The following is a 19,769-nucleotide window of genomic DNA, read 5'->3' as shown; positions in this document are numbered from 1 at the left end:
ATCTAAAATCGATTATGGGCATCCGTTCTTACCGACCTTATACCTCCAGCACCCGGGAACAGACCGTCTCGGACTTCGCTGAAATTACCAGATCAGAACCCGAAAAGTCTCTAACCAGCAATAAGCACACCAAACAAGGTCGCAACAACCGAGGCGTCATCACCTGTCGCCACCGGGGAGGCGGTCACAAACGGCTGTATAGAGACATCGACTTCCGCCGCGACAAACACAGCATTCCCGCTACCGTCAAGGCGATCGAATATGACCCCAATCGCAACGCCCGCATCGCCCTCCTGTTCTACAAAGACGGCGAAAAACGGTACATCCTTCACCCGCTCAACTTAAACGTCGGTACAGTAATTGTCTCAGGTCCAGACGCACCGATCGAAATCGGTAACGCCCTCCCCCTGAAGAACATTCCCCTTGGTACCAGCATCCACAACGTCGAGCTAGTACCCGGAAAAGGCGGACAAATCGTTCGTTCCGCGGGCTCCAGCGCTCAGCTAATGGCAAAAGAAGGTAGCTACGTCACCCTCAAACTGCCATCCGGGGAACAGCGCAAAGTCCGCGCCGACTGCTACGCCACCATCGGTCAAGTCGGCAACACAGACGCCAGAAACCTCAGCCTGGGTAAAGCCGGCCGCACCCGCTGGAAAGGTCGCAGACCCACCGTTCGCGGTAGCGTCATGAACCCGGTAGACCACCCGCACGGCGGTGGCGAAGGCAGAGCTCCCATCGGACGTCCGGGACCGGTCACTCCTTGGGGTAAACCAGCATTGGGTGCAAAAACTCGACGCAAAAACAAGCGCAGCGACGATTTAATCGTCCGGCGCCGCCGCAAATCTTCCAAGCGCGGCAAGGGCGGCAGACAAAGTTAGTCATCAGTCAGGAGTCTTCAGTCTGCCGTTGTTAACTGCTAACTAATGACTGAGGACTGATGACCAATGACTGCTGAATCCTGACTAATGACTCCTGAATCACTAAAAAAATCATGTCTCGATCTCTAAAAAAAGGCCCGTTTGTCGCAGATAATCTGATGACAAAAATCGAAAAACTGAACGCCGCTGGCCAAAAACAAGTAATTAAAACTTGGTCGCGATCTTCCACAATCCTGCCCCAAATGGTAGGTCACACGATCGCCGTTCACAACGGAAGACAGCACGTACCAGTCTACCTCACAGACCAAATGGTAGGCCACAAACTCGGAGAATTTTCCCCCACTCGTACCTTTAGAGGTCACGCTAAAAGTGGTGATAAAAAGGCAAAAAGATAGCCTAATTAGGTGACAGGTAATACGTAGTAGGAAAAAATACCAATTACCCATTACCTTTTCCCCAATTACCAATTACCAATTACCAAAATCGAAATGGTTATAGATACCACATCCGAAATTAAGGCGATCGCCCGTTACATCCGGACATCCCCCTTCAAAGTGCGCCGAGTCCTCGACCAAATTCGCGGCAAAAGCTACCAAGAAGCGCTGATTTTACTCGAATTCATGCCCTACCGCGCCTGCGAACCAATTGTCAAAGTTTTGCGATCGGCAGTAGCCAACGCCGAACACAACGCAGGATTGGATAAATCCAAGCTAGTAGTGTCTCAAGCTTACGCAGACCAAGGCCCAGTCCTCAAACGCTTTAGACCCCGCGCTCAAGGTCGCGCCTACCAAATCCGCAAGCCAACCTGTCACATTACCGTAGTAGTAGCTCCGCTCCTAGAAAACTAAACCAGGGAAAAACGTAATAGGTAATAAACAGCTTAAAGTTGAAAAAAATGGGTAATCACCAATTACCAATTACCAGTTACCAATTACCAATTACCAATTAACTCATCAACTATTATGGGCCAAAAAATACATCCAATTGGTTTTCGCCTCGGCATTACCCAAGAGCACCGCTCTCGCTGGTTTGCTGACCCCAAAAACTATCCAGAACTCTTGCAAGAAGACTATAAAATTCGCAAGTACGTTCGTAAAACCCTCAGCAATGCTGGCATTTCCTCGGTCAAAATTGAGCGGAAAGCCGATCAAATCGATCTAGAAGTGTTCACCGCCAGACCAGGAGTTGTCGTAGGCCGCGGCGGAGCAGGCATCGAAACTCTGCGCGTCGGTTTGCAGCAGCAACTCGGTAGCAACCGCCAAATCCGCATCAACGTCGTCGAAGTCCAGCGAGTAGACGCCGATGCCACACTGATCGCAGAATACATCGCTCAGCAACTAGAACGGCGCGTATCCTTCCGCCGAGTCGTCCGCCAAGCAATCACCCGCGCTCAAAAAGTCGGCATCCAAGGCATCAAAATTCAAGTCAGCGGACGCCTCAACGGCGCAGAAATCGCGCGTACCGAATGGACACGCGAAGGAAGAGTCCCCTTGCACACGCTGCGGGCAGACATCGACTACTCCTACTGCACTGCTCAAACCATCTACGGTATTCTCGGCATTAAAGTTTGGGTTTTCAAAGGCGAAATTATTCCCGGACAAGAACAAGAAGCTGCACCAAATGCCGCAGTGCCCCGCACCAAACAAAAGCGCCGTCGCCAGAACTTTGAAGATCGATCGAACGAAGGCTAACTAATTGTTAACTGTTAGTTGTCACTTGTTAAGTGTCAGTTGTTCCAAACCAATTAGCAATTAGCAATTACCAACTACCAATTACCAATTACCAATTACCCAACTCCCAAAGCCATGTTAAGCCCTAAAAGAACCAAATTCCGCAAACAACAGCGCGGGCGAATGAGCGGTATTGCCACCCGCGGCAACACAGTTAGCTTTGGCGACTTCGCGCTCCAAGCCATCGAACCCGCCTGGATCACTTCCCGCCAAATAGAAGCCGGACGCCGCGCCATGACCCGCTATATCCGCCGGGGCGGCAAAATCTGGATTCGCATTTTTCCCGACAAACCAGTCACCCAGCGCGCAGCCGAAACCCGGATGGGTTCTGGTAAAGGCGCACCAGAGTTTTGGGTTGCCGTGGTCAAACCGGGCCGGGTAATGTTTGAAATTGGCGGCGTAAGTGAAGAAACTGCCCGTGAAGCAATGCGTTTGGCATCTTTCAAATTACCAATTAAAACCAAGTTCATCACTCGCGAAGAAGACCAGTCATAGCGAAGAGCGAAGGTAGAATTAGGTGGGTATTAGTCAGGATTTTAAACGGCTACAGCAATTTAAAATCTGGTCTTCATAACTTTTCTTTCCTTCGACCTTCACCCTAAGAGACAATTCAGTCTTCTGTCATACCGCTCGCTAACGAGAAAGCACACAATTATGTCTTTGACCAAGATTAAAGAAGCTAGAGAATTAAGCGATGCTGCAGTAGCAGAGCAAATTTTAGCCGTCAAGCGCCAACTAATGGAATTGCGGCTTCAGCAAGCTACCGGCCGCATGGAAAAGCCTCACCTGTTCAAGCACGCCAAACACCGGCTAGCTCAATTGATGACAGTTGAACGCGAGCGCCAAATCGTTGCTGAGAAAGAAGCAGCAGCAGCAAAATTAGCCGCATCTAAACAGGTAGCACAGCCTGCTGCAACCGCAGCAGTCAGCCAAGAGTCTGAAGCAGCCGAGCCGACGATCGCACAGTAGCTAAAAAAAGTCAATTGCACAACAAAAATAGGTAGCTATGGCAATTAAAGAACGAGTTGGCGTAGTAGTCAGCGACAAGATGGATAAAACCGTCGTGGTAGCAATCGAAAACCGCTCCTCCCACACCAAATACGGCAAAATCGTAGTCCGCACCAAGCGGTACAAAGCTCACGACGAAGAAAATCAGTGCAAATCCGGCGATCGTGTTCGCATCACTGAAACTCGCCCACTGAGCAAAACCAAACGTTGGACGGTTGCTGAGATTTTCGGGACAAAAAACGGCTAACAGTTAATTGCGACATCGCGATCTCCCGATCAAAAATTAACAATCAACTAGCAGTCAACAGTCAACAGTCAACAGTTAACAGTTAACAGTCAACAGTTAACACTCAACAATCACCATGATTCAACCCCAGACATACCTCAATGTCGCCGACAATAGCGGAGCCCGCAAACTGATGTGCATCCGCGTATTGGGAGGCGGCAACCGTCGCTACGGCGGAGTCGGCGATGTCATCATTGCCGTCGTCAAAGACGCCATCCCCAATATGGCCGTCAAAAAATCAGATGTCGTTCGGGCCGTCATTGTCAGAACCCGCAAAGGTCTGCGCCGCGACAGTGGCATGAGCATTCGTTTTGACGATAACGCCGCCGTTATTATCAACGTAGACGGCAACCCCAAAGGCACTCGCGTCTTCGGCCCCGTCGCCCGCGAATTGCGCGACAAAAACTTTACTAAAATCGTTTCCTTAGCCCCGGAGGTACTTTAAAATGTACGGAAAAAAGGGTAAACCAACTAGCGAATCGCAGCGCTACAGAATGCACGTCAAAGCAGGCGACACCGTGCAAATAATTACTGGCAAAGAGAAAGGAAAAGTCGGAGAAATCTTAAAGACATATCCTAAAGTCAGCAAAGTAGTTGTTAAAGGTGTAAACATCAGAACCAAGCACGTCAAGCCCCAGCAAGAGGGAGAGTCCGGGAAAATACTCACGTTTGAGGCTCCCATTCACAGCTCAAATGTCATGCACTATTCCGAAAAAGAAAAAATAGCTAGCCGCGTTTGCTATACATTTAGCGAAGACGGCCGGAAACTGCGACAGCTCAAAAAAACTGGAGAAATCATCGATTAATAGTGATTTGTTATCAGTCATCGGTCATTAGTCCGCCTTCAGACCAGTGACTTTTCAACTCATAACTAACAGCTAGCATCGGTGGGACGGACAATCGACAAATTCCCTGACCAAGCCCAGGGACAGTTAACGAAACACAAAAACTATGCCGGACAAACTCAAGGTTCTTTATCAAGGAAAAATCGTTCCCACACTGATGGATCAGTTTAAATATACTAATATCCATCAGGTTCCCAAACTCGTCAAAGTCACAGTGAACCGCGGTTTGGGAGAAGCATCTCAAAACGCTAAGGCACTGGATTCGTCGATCAACGAAATTGGCCTCATCACCGGGCAAAAACCGGTGGTGACGCGGGCGAAAAAAGCGATTGCAGGCTTCAAAATCCGCAAAGGAGTACCCGTCGGCGTTATGGTGACGCTGCGCGGCGATCGGATGTACGATTTTCTCGATCGGCTGATCAACCTCGCACTCCCCCGAATCCGCGACTTCCGCGGCATCAGCCCCAAAAGCTTTGACGGGCGCGGCAACTACAGCTTGGGTCTGAGAGAACAGCTAATTTTTCCAGAAATAGAATATGACCGCATCGATCAAATTCGAGGCATGGACATTTCAATTATCACCACAGCAAACACCGACGAAGAAGGACGCGCCTTGCTTAAAGAAATGGGAATGCCGTTCCGGGACAACTAAGCACTAGAGTAAGAAGCAAAAGATGGCAGCTAACGATACCATAGCAGATATGTTGACGCGCATTCGCAATTCTTGCATGGCGCGCCACCAAACAACGCAAATTCCAGCTACAAAAATGACCCGCAGCATCGCCCAAGTCCTCAAAAGTGAAGGCTTTATCAGCGAAATTGAAGAAGCAGAACCAGAAGGGATCAAGCGACATTTAGTGCTTTCTCTAAAGTACAAAGGTAAAACTCGCAAGCCCATTATCACGGCACTTAAGCGAGTCAGCAAACCAGGACTGCGCGTTTACTCGAACCGTAAAGAATTGCCCAGAGTATTAGGCGGAATTGGCATAGCCATTATTTCTACCTCCAGCGGCATTATGACCGATCGAGAAGCTCGACGCCAAGGTTTGGGCGGTGAAGTGCTTTGTTATGTTTGGTAGTCATTAGTCATTAGTCATTAGTCACTGGTCGTTGGCAAGAGACTCAAAAATCAATAACTAAGGACTAATAACTAAAGATTAATCATCAAGGACTAATAACTAAAAACAAAGGACAAAAAACTATGTCGCGAATTGGCAAGCGTCCGATTAGCATTCCCACGAAAGTCACCATCACCCTAGACGGTCAAAAAGTAGCCGTCAAAGGCCCTAAAGGTGAACTTTCCCGAGTAATCCCAGCCGAAATCCTCATGGGAATTGAAGGCGAGACTTTACTCGTTACCCGCCGAGACGAATCTCGCGTCGCCAGACAACTGCACGGCTTGTGCCGCACCCTAGTCGCCAACATGGTCGAAGGTGTATCCCAAGGTTTTCAGCGGCGCCTCGAAATTATCGGCACAGGTTATCGGGCACAGGTTCAAGGACGGAACCTGATTTTAAACGTCGGTTACAGCAAACCCGTTGAAATGCCCCCTCCAGAAGGCATCACAATGGCAGTTGAAGGCAACACCAACGTCATTGTCTCCGGCATTGACAAAGAACTCGTAGGCAATACAGCAGCCCGCATCCGCGCGGTGCGTCCGCCTGAAGTGTACAAGGGCAAAGGCATTCGCTACAGTGGCGAAGTTGTCCGTCGCAAAGCTGGTAAAACAGGCAAAACAGGTAAGAAGTAATCATGAAGCTTACTCGCAAAGAATCAGTTCACCGCAGACACCGCCGCGTGCGGCGCAAGGTGTTCGGCACCTCCGAACGTCCCAGATTAGCGGTATTTCGATCAGAGCAGCACATCTACGCCCAAGTAATCGACGACACGACACAGCACACTTTGGCTGCCGCGTCAACCCTCGACCCGGATTTGAAGTCCGTTCTCTCTTCTGGAAGCAACTGCTCCGCGAGCGCCCAAGTCGGTCAGTTGATTGCCAAACGCTGTTCCAGCGCTGGCATAGTCAAAGTCGTATTTGATCGCGGGGGCAACCTCTATCACGGTCGCGTTAAAGCCCTCGCAGAAGCAGCTCGCGAAGCCGGGTTAGACTTTTAGGAAGAAGGAAGAAGGAAGAAGGAAGAAGGAAGAAGGAAAAAAGAATATACAACAAAATTCTTAATTCCTAATTGTTAATTTCTCATTTCCAACTACCAGTTACTAATCCCCAATTCCCAAAAAACAAAACTATGGCAGAACAAAAAGAACAGCGCAACAAGAAAAAAAGCAGCAACAACAAAACGCGCGAAAAAGAATCCGAATGGCAAGAGCGGGTCGTTCAGATCCGGCGCGTTACCAAAGTAGTCAAAGGTGGTAAAAAACTTAGCTTCCGCGCCATAGTCATTATCGGCAACGAACGCGGTCAAGTTGGAGTGGGAGTCGGCAAAGCTAGTGACGTAATCGGTGCCGTTAAAAAAGGCGTCGCTGACGGCAAAAAGCACCTAATTGAAGTCCCCCTCACCAAATCTAACTCGATCCCTCACCCCATCAACGGTGACGGTGGCGGAGCGAAAGTCATGATGCGGCCGGCCGCTCCGGGAACCGGGGTAATTGCAGGGGGAGCAGTGCGAACTGTTCTGGAACTAGCAGGAGTCCGCAACATCTTAGCCAAACAGCTAGGTTCTGGAAATCCCTTAAACAACGCCCGAGCCGCAGTCAATGCCCTCTCGACCCTCCGCACCTTGTCCGAAGTTGCTCAAGAGCGCGGAATTCCAGTAGAAAACCTCTACGGTTAGGGCACGCGAGATTGGGAAACTGTAAGTTTTGAGTGTTAAGTGCTTGTGTGGAAAATAAAAACATCCCCAACTCAAAACTCACGCACTCAAAACTACTGCGTACCCACTCTCTAAATACCAAAGACCAATTACCAATTACTAAAACTATGAGATTGCAAGACGCCCGACCCAAAGCAGGCTCCCAAAAGCGCCCCCGACGCTTGGGCAGAGGTATTTCTGCCGGTCAAGGCGCGAGCTCCGGCAAAGGGATGCGCGGTCAAAAATCTAGAGCCGGTAGCGGCACTAGACCCGGTTTTGAAGGTGGTCAAAACCCTCTTTACCGCCGCCTGCCCAAGCTGAAAAGCTTCCCTTTAGTGAACCGCAAAGAGTACACTACCATTAATGTAAGTAAATTAGCATCCCTGCCAGCAAACACAGAAGTTACTCTCACCTCTTTGATCCAAGCGAAAATTGTCAATACTGACAATGGGCCGCTGAAAATCTTAGGAGATGGCGAACTGAATGTGCCTCTGCAAGTGCGCGCCTCGGCTTTTACCGCAGGTGCTCGCACCAAAATAGAAGCTGCAGGCGGAAGTTGCGAATTAGTTGCGTGAAGATGTGAGGTTTGAGAGTCTGTCCAAATCTCAAATCCTCAAGCTTGCTATCAGAAAATGATTTAGTCGAAAATCCCAAATCTAAAATCCAAAATCGTAACTATGGACGTTAGTAGAGAGAAAGCGCCAACTGCACAAGAGACATTCATGCAGATGGCTCAAGCTGCTGGTTTGCGAGGCCGCATACTCGTAACCATTGGTTTACTGATTTTAGTACGCCTGGGTGTCCACTTGCCAGTCCCTGGCATCGATCGAGTCGCCTTTGCCCAAAACGTCGAAAATAGCCCTTTAATTGGCTTTCTGGATTTGTTCTCAGGAGGCGGCTTGTCAGCTTTGGGGATTTTCGCGCTGGGGATTTTGCCCTACATTAATGCTTCAATTATTGTGCAACTTCTAACTGCGGCTCTGCCAAGCTTAGAAGACTTGCAGAAAAATGAAGGAGAAGCAGGGCGGCGCAAGATTTCTCAAATTACTCGCTACGTTTCTTTGGGCTGGGCCATTCTGCAAAGTATTGGCATTGCGATTTGGGTCAGCCCTTTTGCTCAATCTCCATCGCCTTTATTCATAGCACAAACTGCTTTGGCTCTGACGGCCGGATCAATGTTTGTGATGTGGATATCGGAAGTGGTGACGGAGCGAGGTATCGGGAACGGAGCCTCGCTGCTGATATTTATCAACATTGTGTCGGTTTTGCCACGCTCTTTGGGACAAACTTTTGAATTGGCTCAAAGTGGGGACACGCAAGTTGTCGGCCGTGTAGTTGTTCTGCTGCTGGTCTTTTTGGTGACGATTGTCGGGATTGTTTTTGTTCAGGAAGGTACTCGCCGCATTCCGATTATTTCGGCCCGTCGCCAAGTCGGCCGCAAAGTTTATCGGGAGAGCCGGAGCTATCTGCCCCTGCGCTTGAATCAAGGTGGAGTGATGCCGATTATTTTTGCATCTTCGGTGTTGATTGTGCCTTCTTTCCTCGCTCAGTCTCTCAATAACCCGTTTTTGGTTCAAGTTGCTAATGTTTTGAGGCCGGACGGGCCAGCGCCTTGGGCTTACGCGCTGTTTTATTTGACTTTGATTCTGTTCTTCAGCTATTTCTACGCTTCGTTGATTGTCAACCCCGTAGATATGTCTCAGAACTTGAAGAAAATGGGCGCTAGCATTCCTGGAATTCGTCCGGGTCAGAAAACGAGTGATTATGTGGAGAAGGTTTTGAACCGTTTGACTTTCTTGGGAGCGATTTTTCTCGGTCTGGTGGCCATTGTACCAACTGCTGTAGAAAGCGCGATCGGGGTGCAAACTTTTAGAGGTTTTGGCGCAACTTCCTTACTGATTCTAGTAGGTGTGGCGATCGAAACTGCTAAACAAATTCAAACTTACGTCATCTCCCAGCGATATGAAGGAATGGTGAAGTAATCGTAATGCAATTTATTTTCATGGGACCTCCAGGGGCGGGAAAGGGAACTCAGGCTCAGATATTAGCCGCTCTCTGGAAAATACCCCACATTTCTACGGGCGAAATCCTGCGCGCCTGCGTGGTGGCGAAAACTGCCTTGGGCCTAAAGGCGCAAGCCTACATGGACAAGGGTGAGTTGGTTCCAGACCAATTGCTGATGGATATCGTGCAGGAACGCTTGAATGAAGCGGACGCGAATGCGGGCTGGATTCTCGACGGCTTTCCCCGCACTGTTGCCCAGGCAACTTTTTTAGACAAACTGCTGCACAAGCTTAGCGGTGCCGAGGAGAGTACATCTAACCCGAAATTTGGTGTCAAAGCTGTTAATCTCGACGTGCCTGACGACATTTTGGTGTCTCGCCTGCTGTCGCGGGGCCGGCAGGATGACAATGAGGAGACGATCCGCCGCCGGTTGCAAGTTTATCGCGAGCAAACTGAGCCTTTGATTGATTTTTACAGCGGCCGTCAACAGTTAGTTGCGGTTGATGGTGATCGACCGATGGAATTAGTCACCGCAGAACTGCAGCAAGCTCTCTCTGGCGACTCTTGAACCCTCTCAATACAGCTTGTTACTCACCAGCTTTTGCTAAGATATGTTAACTAGGAGCTTTTTGTGCTATCAGGTTTTGTGAGGGTTGCTAGAAACAGGATTGAACTCAATACTAATTGCTACAACTTTACTCAAGTAAAGCTAAAGCGAGCGGTTGGTTGAGTCCAGAAGTCGATCGAGTCGCCCTAATTATTGCCCCCCGTTCCCGTTTGACTCCTACCAGTAAATAGGTTTTGAGACCAACGCCGGGACACTCCTAGTTAATCAAATGTAGAGTTGAGGTAAATACCAAATTGTCTAAGCAAGATTTAATTGAAATGGAAGGGACAGTGACGGAATCCCTGCCCAATGCGATGTTTCGCGTTGACCTAGATAATGGGTTTAACGTGCTGGCTCACATTTCCGGCAAGATCCGCCGCAACTACATCAAAATTCTGCCTGGCGATCGCGTCAAAGTCGAATTGACTCCCTACGACTTGACCAAAGGCAGGATTACTTATCGCCTTCGGAAAAAATAGGCTTAGATAAAACTTTCTAAAAACTAATTCTAAGTTTAATTTAGAGAGAATTTGGTAAAAAGCTTCAAATTTATGCTATAATGCTACGTTTGTAGTGTTGCCGAGAAGGGCGTCAACAACCCATCGGTGTACCGGGTTAAGTCATTGTTACACCGTAAAAGTATCGCTCACAAACATTTTTGTTTTGTGCAGCCGAACTTTACCCAGCAATGGGAGTGGGTGCAAGCGGGCTCCTTCATGAAACAACCCGCACTTTATACAATTTAATCGAGGAGAGGCCTACACCTTGCCCAGCCTCTCCTCCCACCGCTCTACGGGCAGTCCCAGCGTGCCTGCTCTCCGGTAGAGCGGGGTTCTCCAGGCAGGAAGAAAGATGAAAGTTCGAGCATCTGTCAAAAAAATTTGTGAGAAATGTCGCGTCATCCGCCGTCGCGGTCGAGTGATGGTGATATGCACTAACCCGAAACACAAACAACGCCAAGGTTAGAAAAAAGGAAGATTGGGCAATGCACGCAGGTGCATCCTAATTGAACATTGTAGCCAAACAGGAAAACTAGGGAGACAAAAAGTGTGGCACGGATTGCCGGGGTAGACCTTCCACGCGATAAGCGCGTCGAAATAGGTCTGACATACATTTACGGAATAGGCTTGTCGCGAGCCCAAAAAATTATCGCTGCAACAGGCGTAAATCCTGACACTCGCGTCAAGGATTTAACAGAGGCCGACGTGACAGCTCTGCGGGCTCATGTAGAAACCACATACCAAATCGAAGGAGACCTCCGGCGCTGGGAGTCAATGAACATCAAGCGCCTGATGGACATCGGAACTTATCGCGGTCGGCGTCACCGTTTGGGTCTGCCGGTGCGGGGACAACGAACCCGTACCAACGCCAGAACCCGTCGTGGCGTCCGCCGAACAGTTGCGGGCAAGAAAAAGGCACCTTCCAAGAAGTAACATCTTTTTGGGAAAAATACGCTGGGGGCTGCGGGCTCCTAGCGCTTCGGGACATTAGTTGAGAGAAACGTTAAAGAGACTAATATGGCGCGACAACAAACAGGCAAGAAATCTGGTGCAAAAAAGCAGAAACGGAATGTACCCAATGGGGTAGGCTACATCCAGTCTACCTTTAACAACACGATTGTAACTATTACCGACCTCAACGGCGAAGTGATATCCTGGGCATCGGCAGGTTCCAGTGGTTTTAAAGGAGCTAAAAAGGGGACTCCCTTTGCAGCTCAAACAGCAGCAGAAAGTGCTGCCCGCAGAGCCAACGACCAAGGAATGCGCCAAATAGAAGTAATGGTGAGCGGGCCCGGAGCAGGTCGAGAAACTGCAATTCGGGCGCTGCAAGGGGCGGGACTGGAAATCACCCTGATTAGAGATGTTACCCCAATTCCTCACAACGGCTGTCGCCCTCCCAAGCGGCGTAGAGTCTAAAACGATTTGAGATTTTAGATTTTAGATTTTGGATAATGGCTAACTGCTTAAAGTCAAAAACTAATGGTTCTAACTGTTGCCCCGTCCATCCAAAATCCGAAATCCGTTCAGGGGTATGCTCTGCAATCTAAAATCCAAAATCAAAAATCCAAAGTGGAAAAGGGAGGTCACTCCGTGGCGCAGTTTCAAATTGAATGTATAGAGTCTAACACTGACAAAGACCGCAGTCAGTACGGAAAATTTGTCCTGGAACCGCTCGATCGCGGTCAAGGAACAACTGTTGGGAATGCGCTTCGGCGAGTTCTGCTGTCAAATTTGGAAGGAACAGCAGTAACTTCAGTCCGAATCGCGGGCGTCAATCACGAGTTTGCCACGATCGAAGGGGTACGTGAGGATGTTCTAGAAATTCTCCTGAACATGAAAGAGGTGGTCCTCAAAACTCATTCTCAGCAGCCGCAAATCGGCAGGTTGCGGATTGAGGGGCCTGTCACAGTAACGGCCGATAGATTCGATTTGCCCTCAGAGGTGGAATTGATTGATCGCTCCCAGTACATTGCCACTCTCTCGCCCGGCTCAGTTCTGGAAATGGAATTCAGAATTGAAAAAGGCATCGGATACCGAGCAGTAGACCGCAGTCGCGATGATGGGTCGGCTTTGGATTTTCTCCAAATTGACGCCATCTTTATGCCGATTCGCAGAGTTAACTATAGCGTTGAAGATGCTAGGGTAGGCGGCACGGTCGAGAAAGACCGGCTGATTATGGAAATCTGGACTGATGGCAGCGTGACTCCTCAAGAAGCTTTGAGTCAATCTGCCCACATCCTGGTAGATTTATTTGCACCTCTCAAAGACATCACCCAAGATTCTCTCAAACCAGAGTATCCCGGTGAAGCCGATCCTACCAGCCAAATTCCGATCGAAGAATTGCAGTTGTCCGTCCGGGCTTACAACTGTCTCAAGCGGGCTCAGATCAACTCAGTCGCAGACTTATTGGATTATACCCAAGAAGACTTGCTCGAGATCAAGAATTTCGGGCAGAAGTCCGCAGAAGAAGTGATTGAAGCTTTACAAAAACGCTTGGGCATTACCTTGCCACAGGAAAAATCAGCTAAAAGTTAATCAACGGGTAACGGGTAAAAAAGTTCTGAATTTTAAGTAGGTGAGTTTTTAAGTTAAAGAATTCACCGCTCAAAACTCGCGAACTATCCCGGCGCCCAATTACCAATTACCAATTACCAACTGCCATGCGTCACCGCTGTCGCGTTCCCCAACTCAGCAAACCGGCTGACCAGCGCCGCGCCCTACTGCGCTCGCTGACCACCGAATTAATCCGCCACGGTAAAATCACTACCACTCTAGCCCGCGCCAAAGCGCTGCGCTCAGAGGCGGACAGGATGATTACCCTGGCCAAAGATGGCTCCTTGGCCTCTCGCCGCCAAGCTATGGGCTATATCTACGATAAACAGTTAGTACACGCCTTGTTTGAGGCGGCACAAGAACGGTACGGCTCGCGCAACGGGGGCTACACCCGCGTAGTACGAACTGTCCCCCGTCAAGGAGACAATTCCGAAATGGCGATCGTTGAACTGGTTTAATTCAATTTTGGGTTGGAGATTTGTGATTTATGACTGACAATCCAAAATCCCCAACCGACAATCCCCAATCGATACAGCGCGTTGCTCTGGTGATCCAATACCTCGGCACTAACTTTCACGGTTGGCAGCGACAGCCGAACCAGCGTACAGTACAAGAAGAAATTGAAACAGCAATATCGACTGTTCTGGAACGCCCGGTAACGCTGCACGCTGCCGGGAGAACGGATGCGGGAGTTCACGCCGCTGCTCAAGTAGCCCATTTTGACGCCCTGGGCCCAATTCCGGCTCACCGCTGGGCAAGCGTTCTCAACTCTCGACTGGCAAAAGATATTTTAATTCGAGCTTCGGCAAAGGTGGAACCTACCTGGCACGCTCGGTTCTCAGCCAGTTGGCGGCGCTATCGCTACACCCTTTATACAGACCCGACCCCTAATTTGTTTGTGCGTCCTTTTGCTTGGCACTGCTATCACGCCCCTGTGGATGAATCTTTGATTCAGACAGCATTGACACCGCTAATCGGGCGGCATCACCTGGCTGCTTTCCACCGCGCGGGGTCTGCCCGCCCCCATTCCTGGGTGGACGTACAAGCGGCAGAGTGTCACCGTTCTGGGTCTCTTATCTATATTGAGGTTCAGGCGAGCGGGTTTCTGTACGGGATGATGCGGCTGCTGGTGGGGTTGCTGGTGCAGGTGGGTCGCGGGGAAAGGCCGATCGACAATTTCACAGATATCTGGGTCAACGAACGCCGAGAAATGGTAAAATATGCCGCTCCCGCTCAAGGTTTGTGCCTGCTGCGGGTTGGCTATTCAGAATTTCCCTTTCCCCCAGAGGTCTGGTACGACACGCAGCCAAAATTAGTCATTAGTCATTAGTCATTAGTCATTAGTCATTAGTCATTAGGTAACTACTAATAAAAAACTAAGGACAACTAACAATTAAAAACTGACAACTGACAACTGACAACTGACACCTAACAACAGTTAACAGTTAACAGACAACTAACAACAAACAATGAACAAAACTTACGTCCCTACTCAAGACTCCCTAGAGCACAAGTGGTACGTGGTCGATGCCGCTGACCAACGGCTGGGCCGTCTGGCAACTGAAGTTGCCATGTACCTCCGGGGGAAACACAAACCGACTTACACTCCTTCTATGGATACCGGCGATTTCGTAATTGTCATCAATGCGGACAAAATCGCTGTTACTGGCAAAAAACGCACCCAGAAAATCTACCGCCGCCATTCTGGAAGACCGGGCGGCATGAAAACAGAAACTTTTGCCAAATTGCAAGCACGTTTGCCCGAAAGAATCGTCGAAGAAGCTATACGGGGAATGCTGCCTCACACTTCTCTCGGCAGACAACTGTTTACTAAACTGAAGGTGTACGCTGGCCCCAACCACCCGCACCAAGCTCAAAAACCAGAAGAATTAATTGTTCACACGATTCCGGGAGGAAATGAGTAATGCAAGCAACAGATACATCCGGTCGCGCTGTGTACTGGGGTACCGGCCGCCGCAAGCGTTCCGTAGCGCGGGTGCGCTTGGTTCCCGGCACTGGCATACTGACTGTCAATGGTAAAGAGGGGGATTTGTACCTGCAATTCAACCCTACTTATTTGGCTCTCGCTAAGGCCCCTCTGGAAACTTTGGGTCTGGAAAATGAGTACGACATTTTGGTAAAAGTCGAAGGTGGTGGCTTGACAGGCCAAGCTGATTCAATTCGCTTGGGCGTCGCTAGAGCGCTGTGCCAATTAGACCCGGAGAACCGCAAACCCCTCAAAATTGAAGGCTATTTGACTCGCGACCCGCGGGCAAAAGAACGGAAAAAGTACGGTCTGCGGAAAGCTCGCAAGGCTCCTCAATACTCGAAGCGGTAATCAAGGTTCGGCAGCGGATTGTGTAACGGATGTAACGGAGAGAAGGAAGAAGGAAGAAGGCAAAATTATCCAGATTCTATCTTCCTTTTTTTTTCAAGTCTATTTCCGATTCCCGATCGCTGGTTCCACAAGATATAAGGCTAAATCGCGGCTGTTTTTGGTCCGCAAGTCCTAGGACAGCTAAAATGGTTGTACAGTCAAAAATTAGAGAGTAAAAAACAATGGCAAAAGATGGCATTCACCCTGAGTGGTATCCGGAATCTCAGGTTTATTGCAACGGAGAACTGGTAATGACTGTTGGTTCCACTAGACCAAAGCTTCAAGTTGATGTCTGGTCGGGAAATCATCCTTTTTATACTGGCACTCAGAAGATTATTGATACTGAAGGTCGTGTGGAGCGCTTTATGCGGAAATACGGCATGACCGAGGTAGAAATGCCGAAGGCAGATGCTTCCTCTGGACCGCTGAAAATGGAAGATCCGAAAGCAGATGCTTCTAAGGCTGCTGGTAAAGGCAAAAAGAAGAAGTAGCTGGATTGTCATTTGTCCGCAGTTTGTTGAGAGTAGTTTTTTCTACTGGCAACTTACCGCCCTCGGATTTTAGATTTTAGATTGAAGACTTGCTATGCAGGTAGTTTAGTTCGATCGCGTAGAGTTCGATTGACATTCTATCCTAACTGCTCTTGAGTTCTAAAATCTAAAATCTAAAATCTAACATCTCAAATCGATCCGCCCTCGGATTGGAGAGTTTAGATTGAAGACTTCGCTATGCAGGCAGTTGAGTTTGATCGAGATTCTATCCCCACTGTTCTTCAAATCTAAAATCTAAAATCTAAAATCTAAAATCGATTGAAAAAGGACAACTGACAATGGCTGAATCTTATTTGCTGGATAAATTGAAGTCGGTAGAGCAAACTTTTAATGAGTTGACTCGCCGCATGGCTGACCCGGATGTGGCTAGGGACAATCAAGAGTTTCAACGGGTAGCGAAAGCTCGATCGTCCTTGGAGGAAGTGGTCGATACTTTTGCTCTGTGGAAAACCACTCAGGAAGATTTGGTGGGCGCGCGACAGGTTCTCAAGGAAGCCGCGGGCGATCGAGATATGCAAGAAATGGCTGCGCTGGAAGTTCAGGAACTTGAGGCGAAGCTGGAGAGTTTGGAAAGTCGTTTGAAGGTTTTGCTGCTCCCCCGCGACCCGAACGATGACAAGAATATTATGCTGGAAATTCGGGCCGGTACTGGCGGTGATGAGGCTAGTATTTGGGCGGGAGATTTGCTGCGGCTGTATTCGCGCTACGCTCAAACTCAAGGCTGGCAGGTGAAGTTGGTGAGCGAGTCGCTGGCGGAAATGGGCGGGTTTAAAGAGGTGATTCTGGAAATTACAGGCGACAGCGTTTACAGCAAGCTGAAGTTTGAGGCTGGAGTACACCGGGTGCAGCGAGTGCCGGTAACTGAGGCTGGCGGCCGGGTGCATACTTCGACGGCGACGGTGGCTGTGATGCCGGAGGTGGATGATGTGGAGATTCACATCGATCCGAAGGATATTGAGATGAGTACGGCTCGATCGGGCGGTGCTGGCGGTCAAAACGTGAACAAGGTGGAAACTGCTGCGGATTTGTTTCACAAGCCGACGGGAATTCGGATTTTCTGTACTGAGGAGCGCAGTCAGTTGCAGAATAAGGAGCGGGCGATGCAGATTTTGCGGGCTAAGCTCTATGAGATGAAGTTGCGGGAGCAGCAGGATGAGGTGAAGTCGCGGCGTTTGGCTCAGGTTGGTACTGGTTCGCGATCGGAGAAGATTCGCACTTACAACTATAAGGACAATCGGGCTACCGACCACCGTTTGGGGGAGAATTTCTCGCTCAATAGTGTTTTGGAAGGGGATATTGAGGGGATTATTCAAACTTGCATTTCTCAGGATCAGCAGGAACGTTTGGCTGAGTTGGCTGCTTCTACTAATTGATGGAGTGATGGGGGGCTAGGCGCATTGTTTGCTCAGCCTCAGTTCCCTTGTTACGCGGGAGATATGGTTGAGTAGGGCTTCCCAAATTGCATCGGCGATCGCCACTGGATATTTGAAATGTTCGAGGTCGTATTGTACAATGACTTCTAGGGGTGCTAGGATTTGCTGGTTTCGACAACTGGCAATTGCTGCGATCGCCTCTTGTTGCCATCTGGCAAATAGTCGGTAGCTGAAAAAGGAACTGCATTTTTGTCCTTTCTTGTTCAGGTAAACGACTATTACTTGATGTTGTTTGGGGTAAACTTTCACTATGCGGTTGACGGGCATTCTTAGGGCTTCGGCTGCTTCTATTTTGGAGATTTGCCAGCACTGGGGTTTTAGCCAACCGGAGGCTGTCAGGCTTTGACGGGTGTTGCGTGTCTTGCGAGTCATTTTTACTGCCCCTGATTGGCTACAAATACAATTATGATTTCAAAAGTATTTACACTTTAACTGGTAAACTTTTTGCTGTCAAGCAAGAAAGACAGATTTTTTGGTAGATAAGTAAACTAGGAGTTGTGTTGATCTGGTGACTAATACTGTGGACGCAGAAGCTAGGAAGAAACTGAGCGAAGTTGTTAAGCTAGCCCGTGGCGACCTGAGTTTTAGCGCTTTTGGTAAGCTATTGGGAGTCTCTGGGTCTGCTGTTCAGTATTGGGAAAAGGGTCAGGTACTCCCGGATACGAAAAATTTGACTCAGATTGCGGCAAAAGCGGGCTTTACAATGGAAGAGTTGATGGCTCATCTCGAAGGCAAACCAATGCCGGAACCTGTCAATACCAATGAGCTGCTGAAGAAAATTCAATGTATGCCGATTAGTGACTTAGCAGTGATTGGTAGAGCAGTGATGGATAGGCTCGCTGCTGCTGCTGAGTCTTCTGGGTAAGGACAGTTGATGTAGAGCTATTTAAGGTGCTATTAAAATCCTAGTTGTTAGTGATTGGTATACTTGTAACAGTAGCAGCGATAAGTTTTATTGTCAATAACAAGTGGAAAATTCATCAATTGAGAAGTAAACTGGTTAAGTGTGGTTAAGTGGTCACTGCGATTGTGGATGCAGAAGGTAAGAGAAAACTGATCGAGATTGTTAAGTTAGCGCGTGGCGACCTCAGCCAGCGAGCTTTTGGCAAGCTTTTGGGCGTGTCATCGACTGCTGTACAGTTGTGGGAAAAAGGCCAGAGCATCCCGGATACGGAAAATTTGACTCAGATTGCTATTAGAGCTGGTTTCACGCTAGAAGAACTCATAGGTTATCTCGACGGGAAGCCGATGCGGGAACCGATGGATACGAACGATATGCTTAAAAAAATTCAATGTATGCCGATCGCAGATTTGGCAGTAATTGTCCGAGCCGGCGTGGAGAGGCTGGCTAATGCTGCTGAGTCTTCAGGGAAATATAGCTGAGCGTTGTTTGTGCGATCGCCCTTATGAAAAAACCACTCGCCCTATCCCTGACTCAATATGTCTAAAAACTCTTGGACAATGCGATCGGGTTCTTCTGTGCATCTGTTAGCGTCGCAATAGTGGATGATGCTGATACCGTGAGATGCAACCCACATTCGGCAGATGTGGGTCGGATTTTTTTATCAGTTGTGAAAACTTGGAAGCGAAACGCTTTTGGGCTGCAATTATGCAGTTTTAGCATTACAGAAGCTTGTCAAATTTACCTAAACTAAGTAGGGCTTGCTGAATAATCGATCGCTTTCCCAAGAACAGGAGCGATCCTGGGGGGGTGACAACCCCGTTAGAAGCTAGACAAGGTAAGGCGTTGACCCACTTGTGGTAAAAAAAGATAGGCCCGTTCAAAGTACCGACGACCTATCACAAATTATGTTACCTCTATTTTATCAGACGCATCTCCAGCAACACTTAACTCGTACTCAGTTTTTAGTATTAAGTATCCTGCTCAATCTACTGCAATCGGAAAGACAAGTTAAGTTGGAGCAATTAGCGCGAGTGTTTCCCTACCCGATTACCGCCGAAAGCCGGCGTCGGAAATTACAAAGGTTCTTGGATTTACCTCAATTAACCGGAACGCCAGATTTGGTATCCCCTGATAACTTATTGGTTAACCACCTATTGCCAAGTGGGCCAGACTTTATCAATTGTCATCGATCGCACCCAATGGGGATATATAAACTTGACGAGTGGTAAGCCTGGTTTGGGAGAAGAGAGCTATCCCTTTATCCTGGTCTCTGTTACCCAAGC

General features: G+C 48.8%; 31 protein-coding genes. 30 read left to right on the top strand and 1 reads right to left on the bottom strand.

The features are described from left to right. Positions 1–14: 14 nt before the first annotated feature. The 28 genes from rplB (at position 15) to prfA (ending at position 17,522) form a co-directional block, all read left to right on the top strand. Positions 15–878, top strand: a complete 864-nt coding sequence (rplB, locus tag QUA70_RS04620; RefSeq protein WP_333327586.1) for a 50S ribosomal protein L2 — start codon at positions 15–17, stop codon at positions 876–878. A 113-nt stretch (positions 879–991) separates the two neighbouring features. Next, complete coding sequence (rpsS, locus tag QUA70_RS04615; protein ID WP_242719699.1) at positions 992–1,273, top strand: 30S ribosomal protein S19; 282 nt, start codon at positions 992–994, stop codon at positions 1,271–1,273. Positions 1,274–1,366: 93 nt separating this feature from the next. Then, entirely contained in the window at positions 1,367–1,726 is a 360-nt protein-coding gene (gene rplV, locus QUA70_RS04610) for a 50S ribosomal protein L22 (protein WP_333160378.1), read from the top strand. A 114-nt stretch (positions 1,727–1,840) separates the two neighbouring features. Continuing rightward, positions 1,841–2,569: a 30S ribosomal protein S3 gene (gene rpsC, locus QUA70_RS04605; RefSeq protein ID WP_006634995.1), complete on the top strand. Its 729-nt coding sequence runs from the start codon at positions 1,841–1,843 to the stop codon at positions 2,567–2,569. Positions 2,570–2,683: 114 nt separating this feature from the next. Continuing rightward, positions 2,684–3,103 (top strand): 50S ribosomal protein L16, encoded by a 420-nt coding sequence (gene rplP, locus QUA70_RS04600; RefSeq protein ID WP_333045757.1) that lies wholly within the window; start codon positions 2,684–2,686, stop codon positions 3,101–3,103. Between the two features lie 159 nt (positions 3,104–3,262). Further along, entirely contained in the window at positions 3,263–3,577 is a 315-nt protein-coding gene (gene rpmC, locus QUA70_RS04595; RefSeq protein WP_333345243.1) for a 50S ribosomal protein L29, read from the top strand. A gap of 37 nt (positions 3,578–3,614) precedes the next feature. Next, complete coding sequence (gene rpsQ / locus QUA70_RS04590) at positions 3,615–3,863, top strand: 30S ribosomal protein S17 (protein ID WP_006634992.1); 249 nt, start codon at positions 3,615–3,617, stop codon at positions 3,861–3,863. Positions 3,864–3,978: 115 nt separating this feature from the next. Next, positions 3,979–4,347 carry a 50S ribosomal protein L14 gene (gene rplN, locus QUA70_RS04585; protein ID WP_006634991.1) on the top strand — a complete coding sequence of 123 codons (369 nt, stop codon included), beginning with the start codon at positions 3,979–3,981 and terminating at the stop codon, positions 4,345–4,347. A 1-nt stretch (position 4,348) separates the two neighbouring features. Then, positions 4,349–4,708 carry a 50S ribosomal protein L24 gene (gene rplX, locus QUA70_RS04580; RefSeq protein ID WP_333327579.1) on the top strand — a complete coding sequence of 120 codons (360 nt, stop codon included), beginning with the start codon at positions 4,349–4,351 and terminating at the stop codon, positions 4,706–4,708. A 145-nt stretch (positions 4,709–4,853) separates the two neighbouring features. Next, the gene (gene rplE / locus QUA70_RS04575; protein ID WP_333251688.1) at positions 4,854–5,399 is read left to right on the top strand and encodes a 50S ribosomal protein L5; all 546 of its coding nucleotides are present in this window, start codon (positions 4,854–4,856) and stop codon (positions 5,397–5,399) included. Positions 5,400–5,421: 22 nt separating this feature from the next. Then, positions 5,422–5,826, top strand: a complete 405-nt coding sequence (gene rpsH / locus QUA70_RS04570) for a 30S ribosomal protein S8 (protein ID WP_333327576.1) — start codon at positions 5,422–5,424, stop codon at positions 5,824–5,826. Positions 5,827–5,948: 122 nt separating this feature from the next. Continuing rightward, positions 5,949–6,497 carry a 50S ribosomal protein L6 gene (gene rplF, locus QUA70_RS04565; protein WP_333074731.1) on the top strand — a complete coding sequence of 183 codons (549 nt, stop codon included), beginning with the start codon at positions 5,949–5,951 and terminating at the stop codon, positions 6,495–6,497. Between the two features lie 2 nt (positions 6,498–6,499). After that, positions 6,500–6,862: a 50S ribosomal protein L18 gene (gene rplR / locus QUA70_RS04560; RefSeq protein ID WP_333327572.1), complete on the top strand. Its 363-nt coding sequence runs from the start codon at positions 6,500–6,502 to the stop codon at positions 6,860–6,862. A gap of 131 nt (positions 6,863–6,993) precedes the next feature. After that, on the top strand, positions 6,994–7,539 hold the full coding sequence (gene rpsE / locus QUA70_RS04555; RefSeq protein ID WP_006634985.1) for a 30S ribosomal protein S5: 546 nt from the start codon (positions 6,994–6,996) through the stop codon (positions 7,537–7,539). A 146-nt stretch (positions 7,540–7,685) separates the two neighbouring features. Then, a complete protein-coding gene (gene rplO / locus QUA70_RS04550) occupies positions 7,686–8,132 on the top strand; it encodes a 50S ribosomal protein L15 (RefSeq protein ID WP_333160383.1) in 447 nt (148 codons plus the stop codon). Positions 8,133–8,234: 102 nt separating this feature from the next. Beyond that, complete coding sequence (secY, locus tag QUA70_RS04545; protein ID WP_333327569.1) at positions 8,235–9,539, top strand: preprotein translocase subunit SecY; 1,305 nt, start codon at positions 8,235–8,237, stop codon at positions 9,537–9,539. Between the two features lie 5 nt (positions 9,540–9,544). Next, positions 9,545–10,129 (top strand): adenylate kinase, encoded by a 585-nt coding sequence (locus QUA70_RS04540; protein WP_333327565.1) that lies wholly within the window; start codon positions 9,545–9,547, stop codon positions 10,127–10,129. A 293-nt stretch (positions 10,130–10,422) separates the two neighbouring features. Next, positions 10,423–10,647: a translation initiation factor IF-1 gene (infA, locus tag QUA70_RS04535; protein ID WP_006276978.1), complete on the top strand. Its 225-nt coding sequence runs from the start codon at positions 10,423–10,425 to the stop codon at positions 10,645–10,647. A 373-nt stretch (positions 10,648–11,020) separates the two neighbouring features. Then, complete coding sequence (gene rpmJ / locus QUA70_RS04530; protein WP_015178722.1) at positions 11,021–11,134, top strand: 50S ribosomal protein L36; 114 nt, start codon at positions 11,021–11,023, stop codon at positions 11,132–11,134. A gap of 83 nt (positions 11,135–11,217) precedes the next feature. Next, positions 11,218–11,601, top strand: a complete 384-nt coding sequence (gene rpsM / locus QUA70_RS04525; RefSeq protein WP_006634981.1) for a 30S ribosomal protein S13 — start codon at positions 11,218–11,220, stop codon at positions 11,599–11,601. 84 nt (positions 11,602–11,685) lie between these two features. Beyond that, positions 11,686–12,084, top strand: a complete 399-nt coding sequence (gene rpsK / locus QUA70_RS04520; RefSeq protein ID WP_006634980.1) for a 30S ribosomal protein S11 — start codon at positions 11,686–11,688, stop codon at positions 12,082–12,084. A 174-nt stretch (positions 12,085–12,258) separates the two neighbouring features. Continuing rightward, positions 12,259–13,203: a DNA-directed RNA polymerase subunit alpha gene (locus tag QUA70_RS04515; RefSeq protein WP_332958426.1), complete on the top strand. Its 945-nt coding sequence runs from the start codon at positions 12,259–12,261 to the stop codon at positions 13,201–13,203. A 125-nt stretch (positions 13,204–13,328) separates the two neighbouring features. Further along, positions 13,329–13,679 carry a 50S ribosomal protein L17 gene (gene rplQ, locus QUA70_RS04510; RefSeq protein WP_006634978.1) on the top strand — a complete coding sequence of 117 codons (351 nt, stop codon included), beginning with the start codon at positions 13,329–13,331 and terminating at the stop codon, positions 13,677–13,679. A gap of 29 nt (positions 13,680–13,708) precedes the next feature. Beyond that, complete coding sequence (gene truA / locus QUA70_RS04505; RefSeq protein WP_333327562.1) at positions 13,709–14,551, top strand: tRNA pseudouridine(38-40) synthase TruA; 843 nt, start codon at positions 13,709–13,711, stop codon at positions 14,549–14,551. Between the two features lie 139 nt (positions 14,552–14,690). After that, positions 14,691–15,146: a 50S ribosomal protein L13 gene (rplM, locus tag QUA70_RS04500; protein ID WP_015178725.1), complete on the top strand. Its 456-nt coding sequence runs from the start codon at positions 14,691–14,693 to the stop codon at positions 15,144–15,146. Next, the gene (rpsI, locus tag QUA70_RS04495) at positions 15,146–15,559 is read left to right on the top strand and encodes a 30S ribosomal protein S9 (RefSeq protein WP_242719727.1); all 414 of its coding nucleotides are present in this window, start codon (positions 15,146–15,148) and stop codon (positions 15,557–15,559) included. Before rplM ends, rpsI begins: the two co-directional genes overlap by 1 nt. 221 nt (positions 15,560–15,780) lie before the next feature. Next, the gene (gene rpmE / locus QUA70_RS04490; RefSeq protein ID WP_242719730.1) at positions 15,781–16,089 is read left to right on the top strand and encodes a 50S ribosomal protein L31; all 309 of its coding nucleotides are present in this window, start codon (positions 15,781–15,783) and stop codon (positions 16,087–16,089) included. Between the two features lie 338 nt (positions 16,090–16,427). Beyond that, positions 16,428–17,522: a peptide chain release factor 1 gene (gene prfA / locus QUA70_RS04485; protein WP_333157142.1), complete on the top strand. Its 1,095-nt coding sequence runs from the start codon at positions 16,428–16,430 to the stop codon at positions 17,520–17,522. Positions 17,523–17,537: 15 nt separating this feature from the next. Here prfA and QUA70_RS04480 read toward each other — a convergent pair whose 3' ends face one another. Beyond that, a complete protein-coding gene (locus QUA70_RS04480; RefSeq protein ID WP_333345241.1) occupies positions 17,538–17,954 on the bottom strand; it encodes a hypothetical protein in 417 nt (138 codons plus the stop codon). Positions 17,955–18,090: 136 nt separating this feature from the next. Here QUA70_RS04480 and QUA70_RS04475 point away from each other — a divergent pair, with 136 nt between their 5' ends. Beyond that, complete coding sequence (locus tag QUA70_RS04475; RefSeq protein WP_333327552.1) at positions 18,091–18,447, top strand: helix-turn-helix transcriptional regulator; 357 nt, start codon at positions 18,091–18,093, stop codon at positions 18,445–18,447. A 149-nt stretch (positions 18,448–18,596) separates the two neighbouring features. Then, positions 18,597–18,965: a helix-turn-helix transcriptional regulator gene (locus QUA70_RS04470; RefSeq protein WP_333345239.1), complete on the top strand. Its 369-nt coding sequence runs from the start codon at positions 18,597–18,599 to the stop codon at positions 18,963–18,965. The last annotated feature ends 804 nt before the right edge of the window (positions 18,966–19,769 follow it).

The organism is Microcoleus sp. LAD1_D5, assembly GCF_036702115.1.
Lineage (GTDB): Bacteria > Cyanobacteriota > Cyanobacteriia > Cyanobacteriales > Microcoleaceae > Microcoleus.
This window is presented reverse-complemented; position numbering and strand designations above follow the sequence as displayed.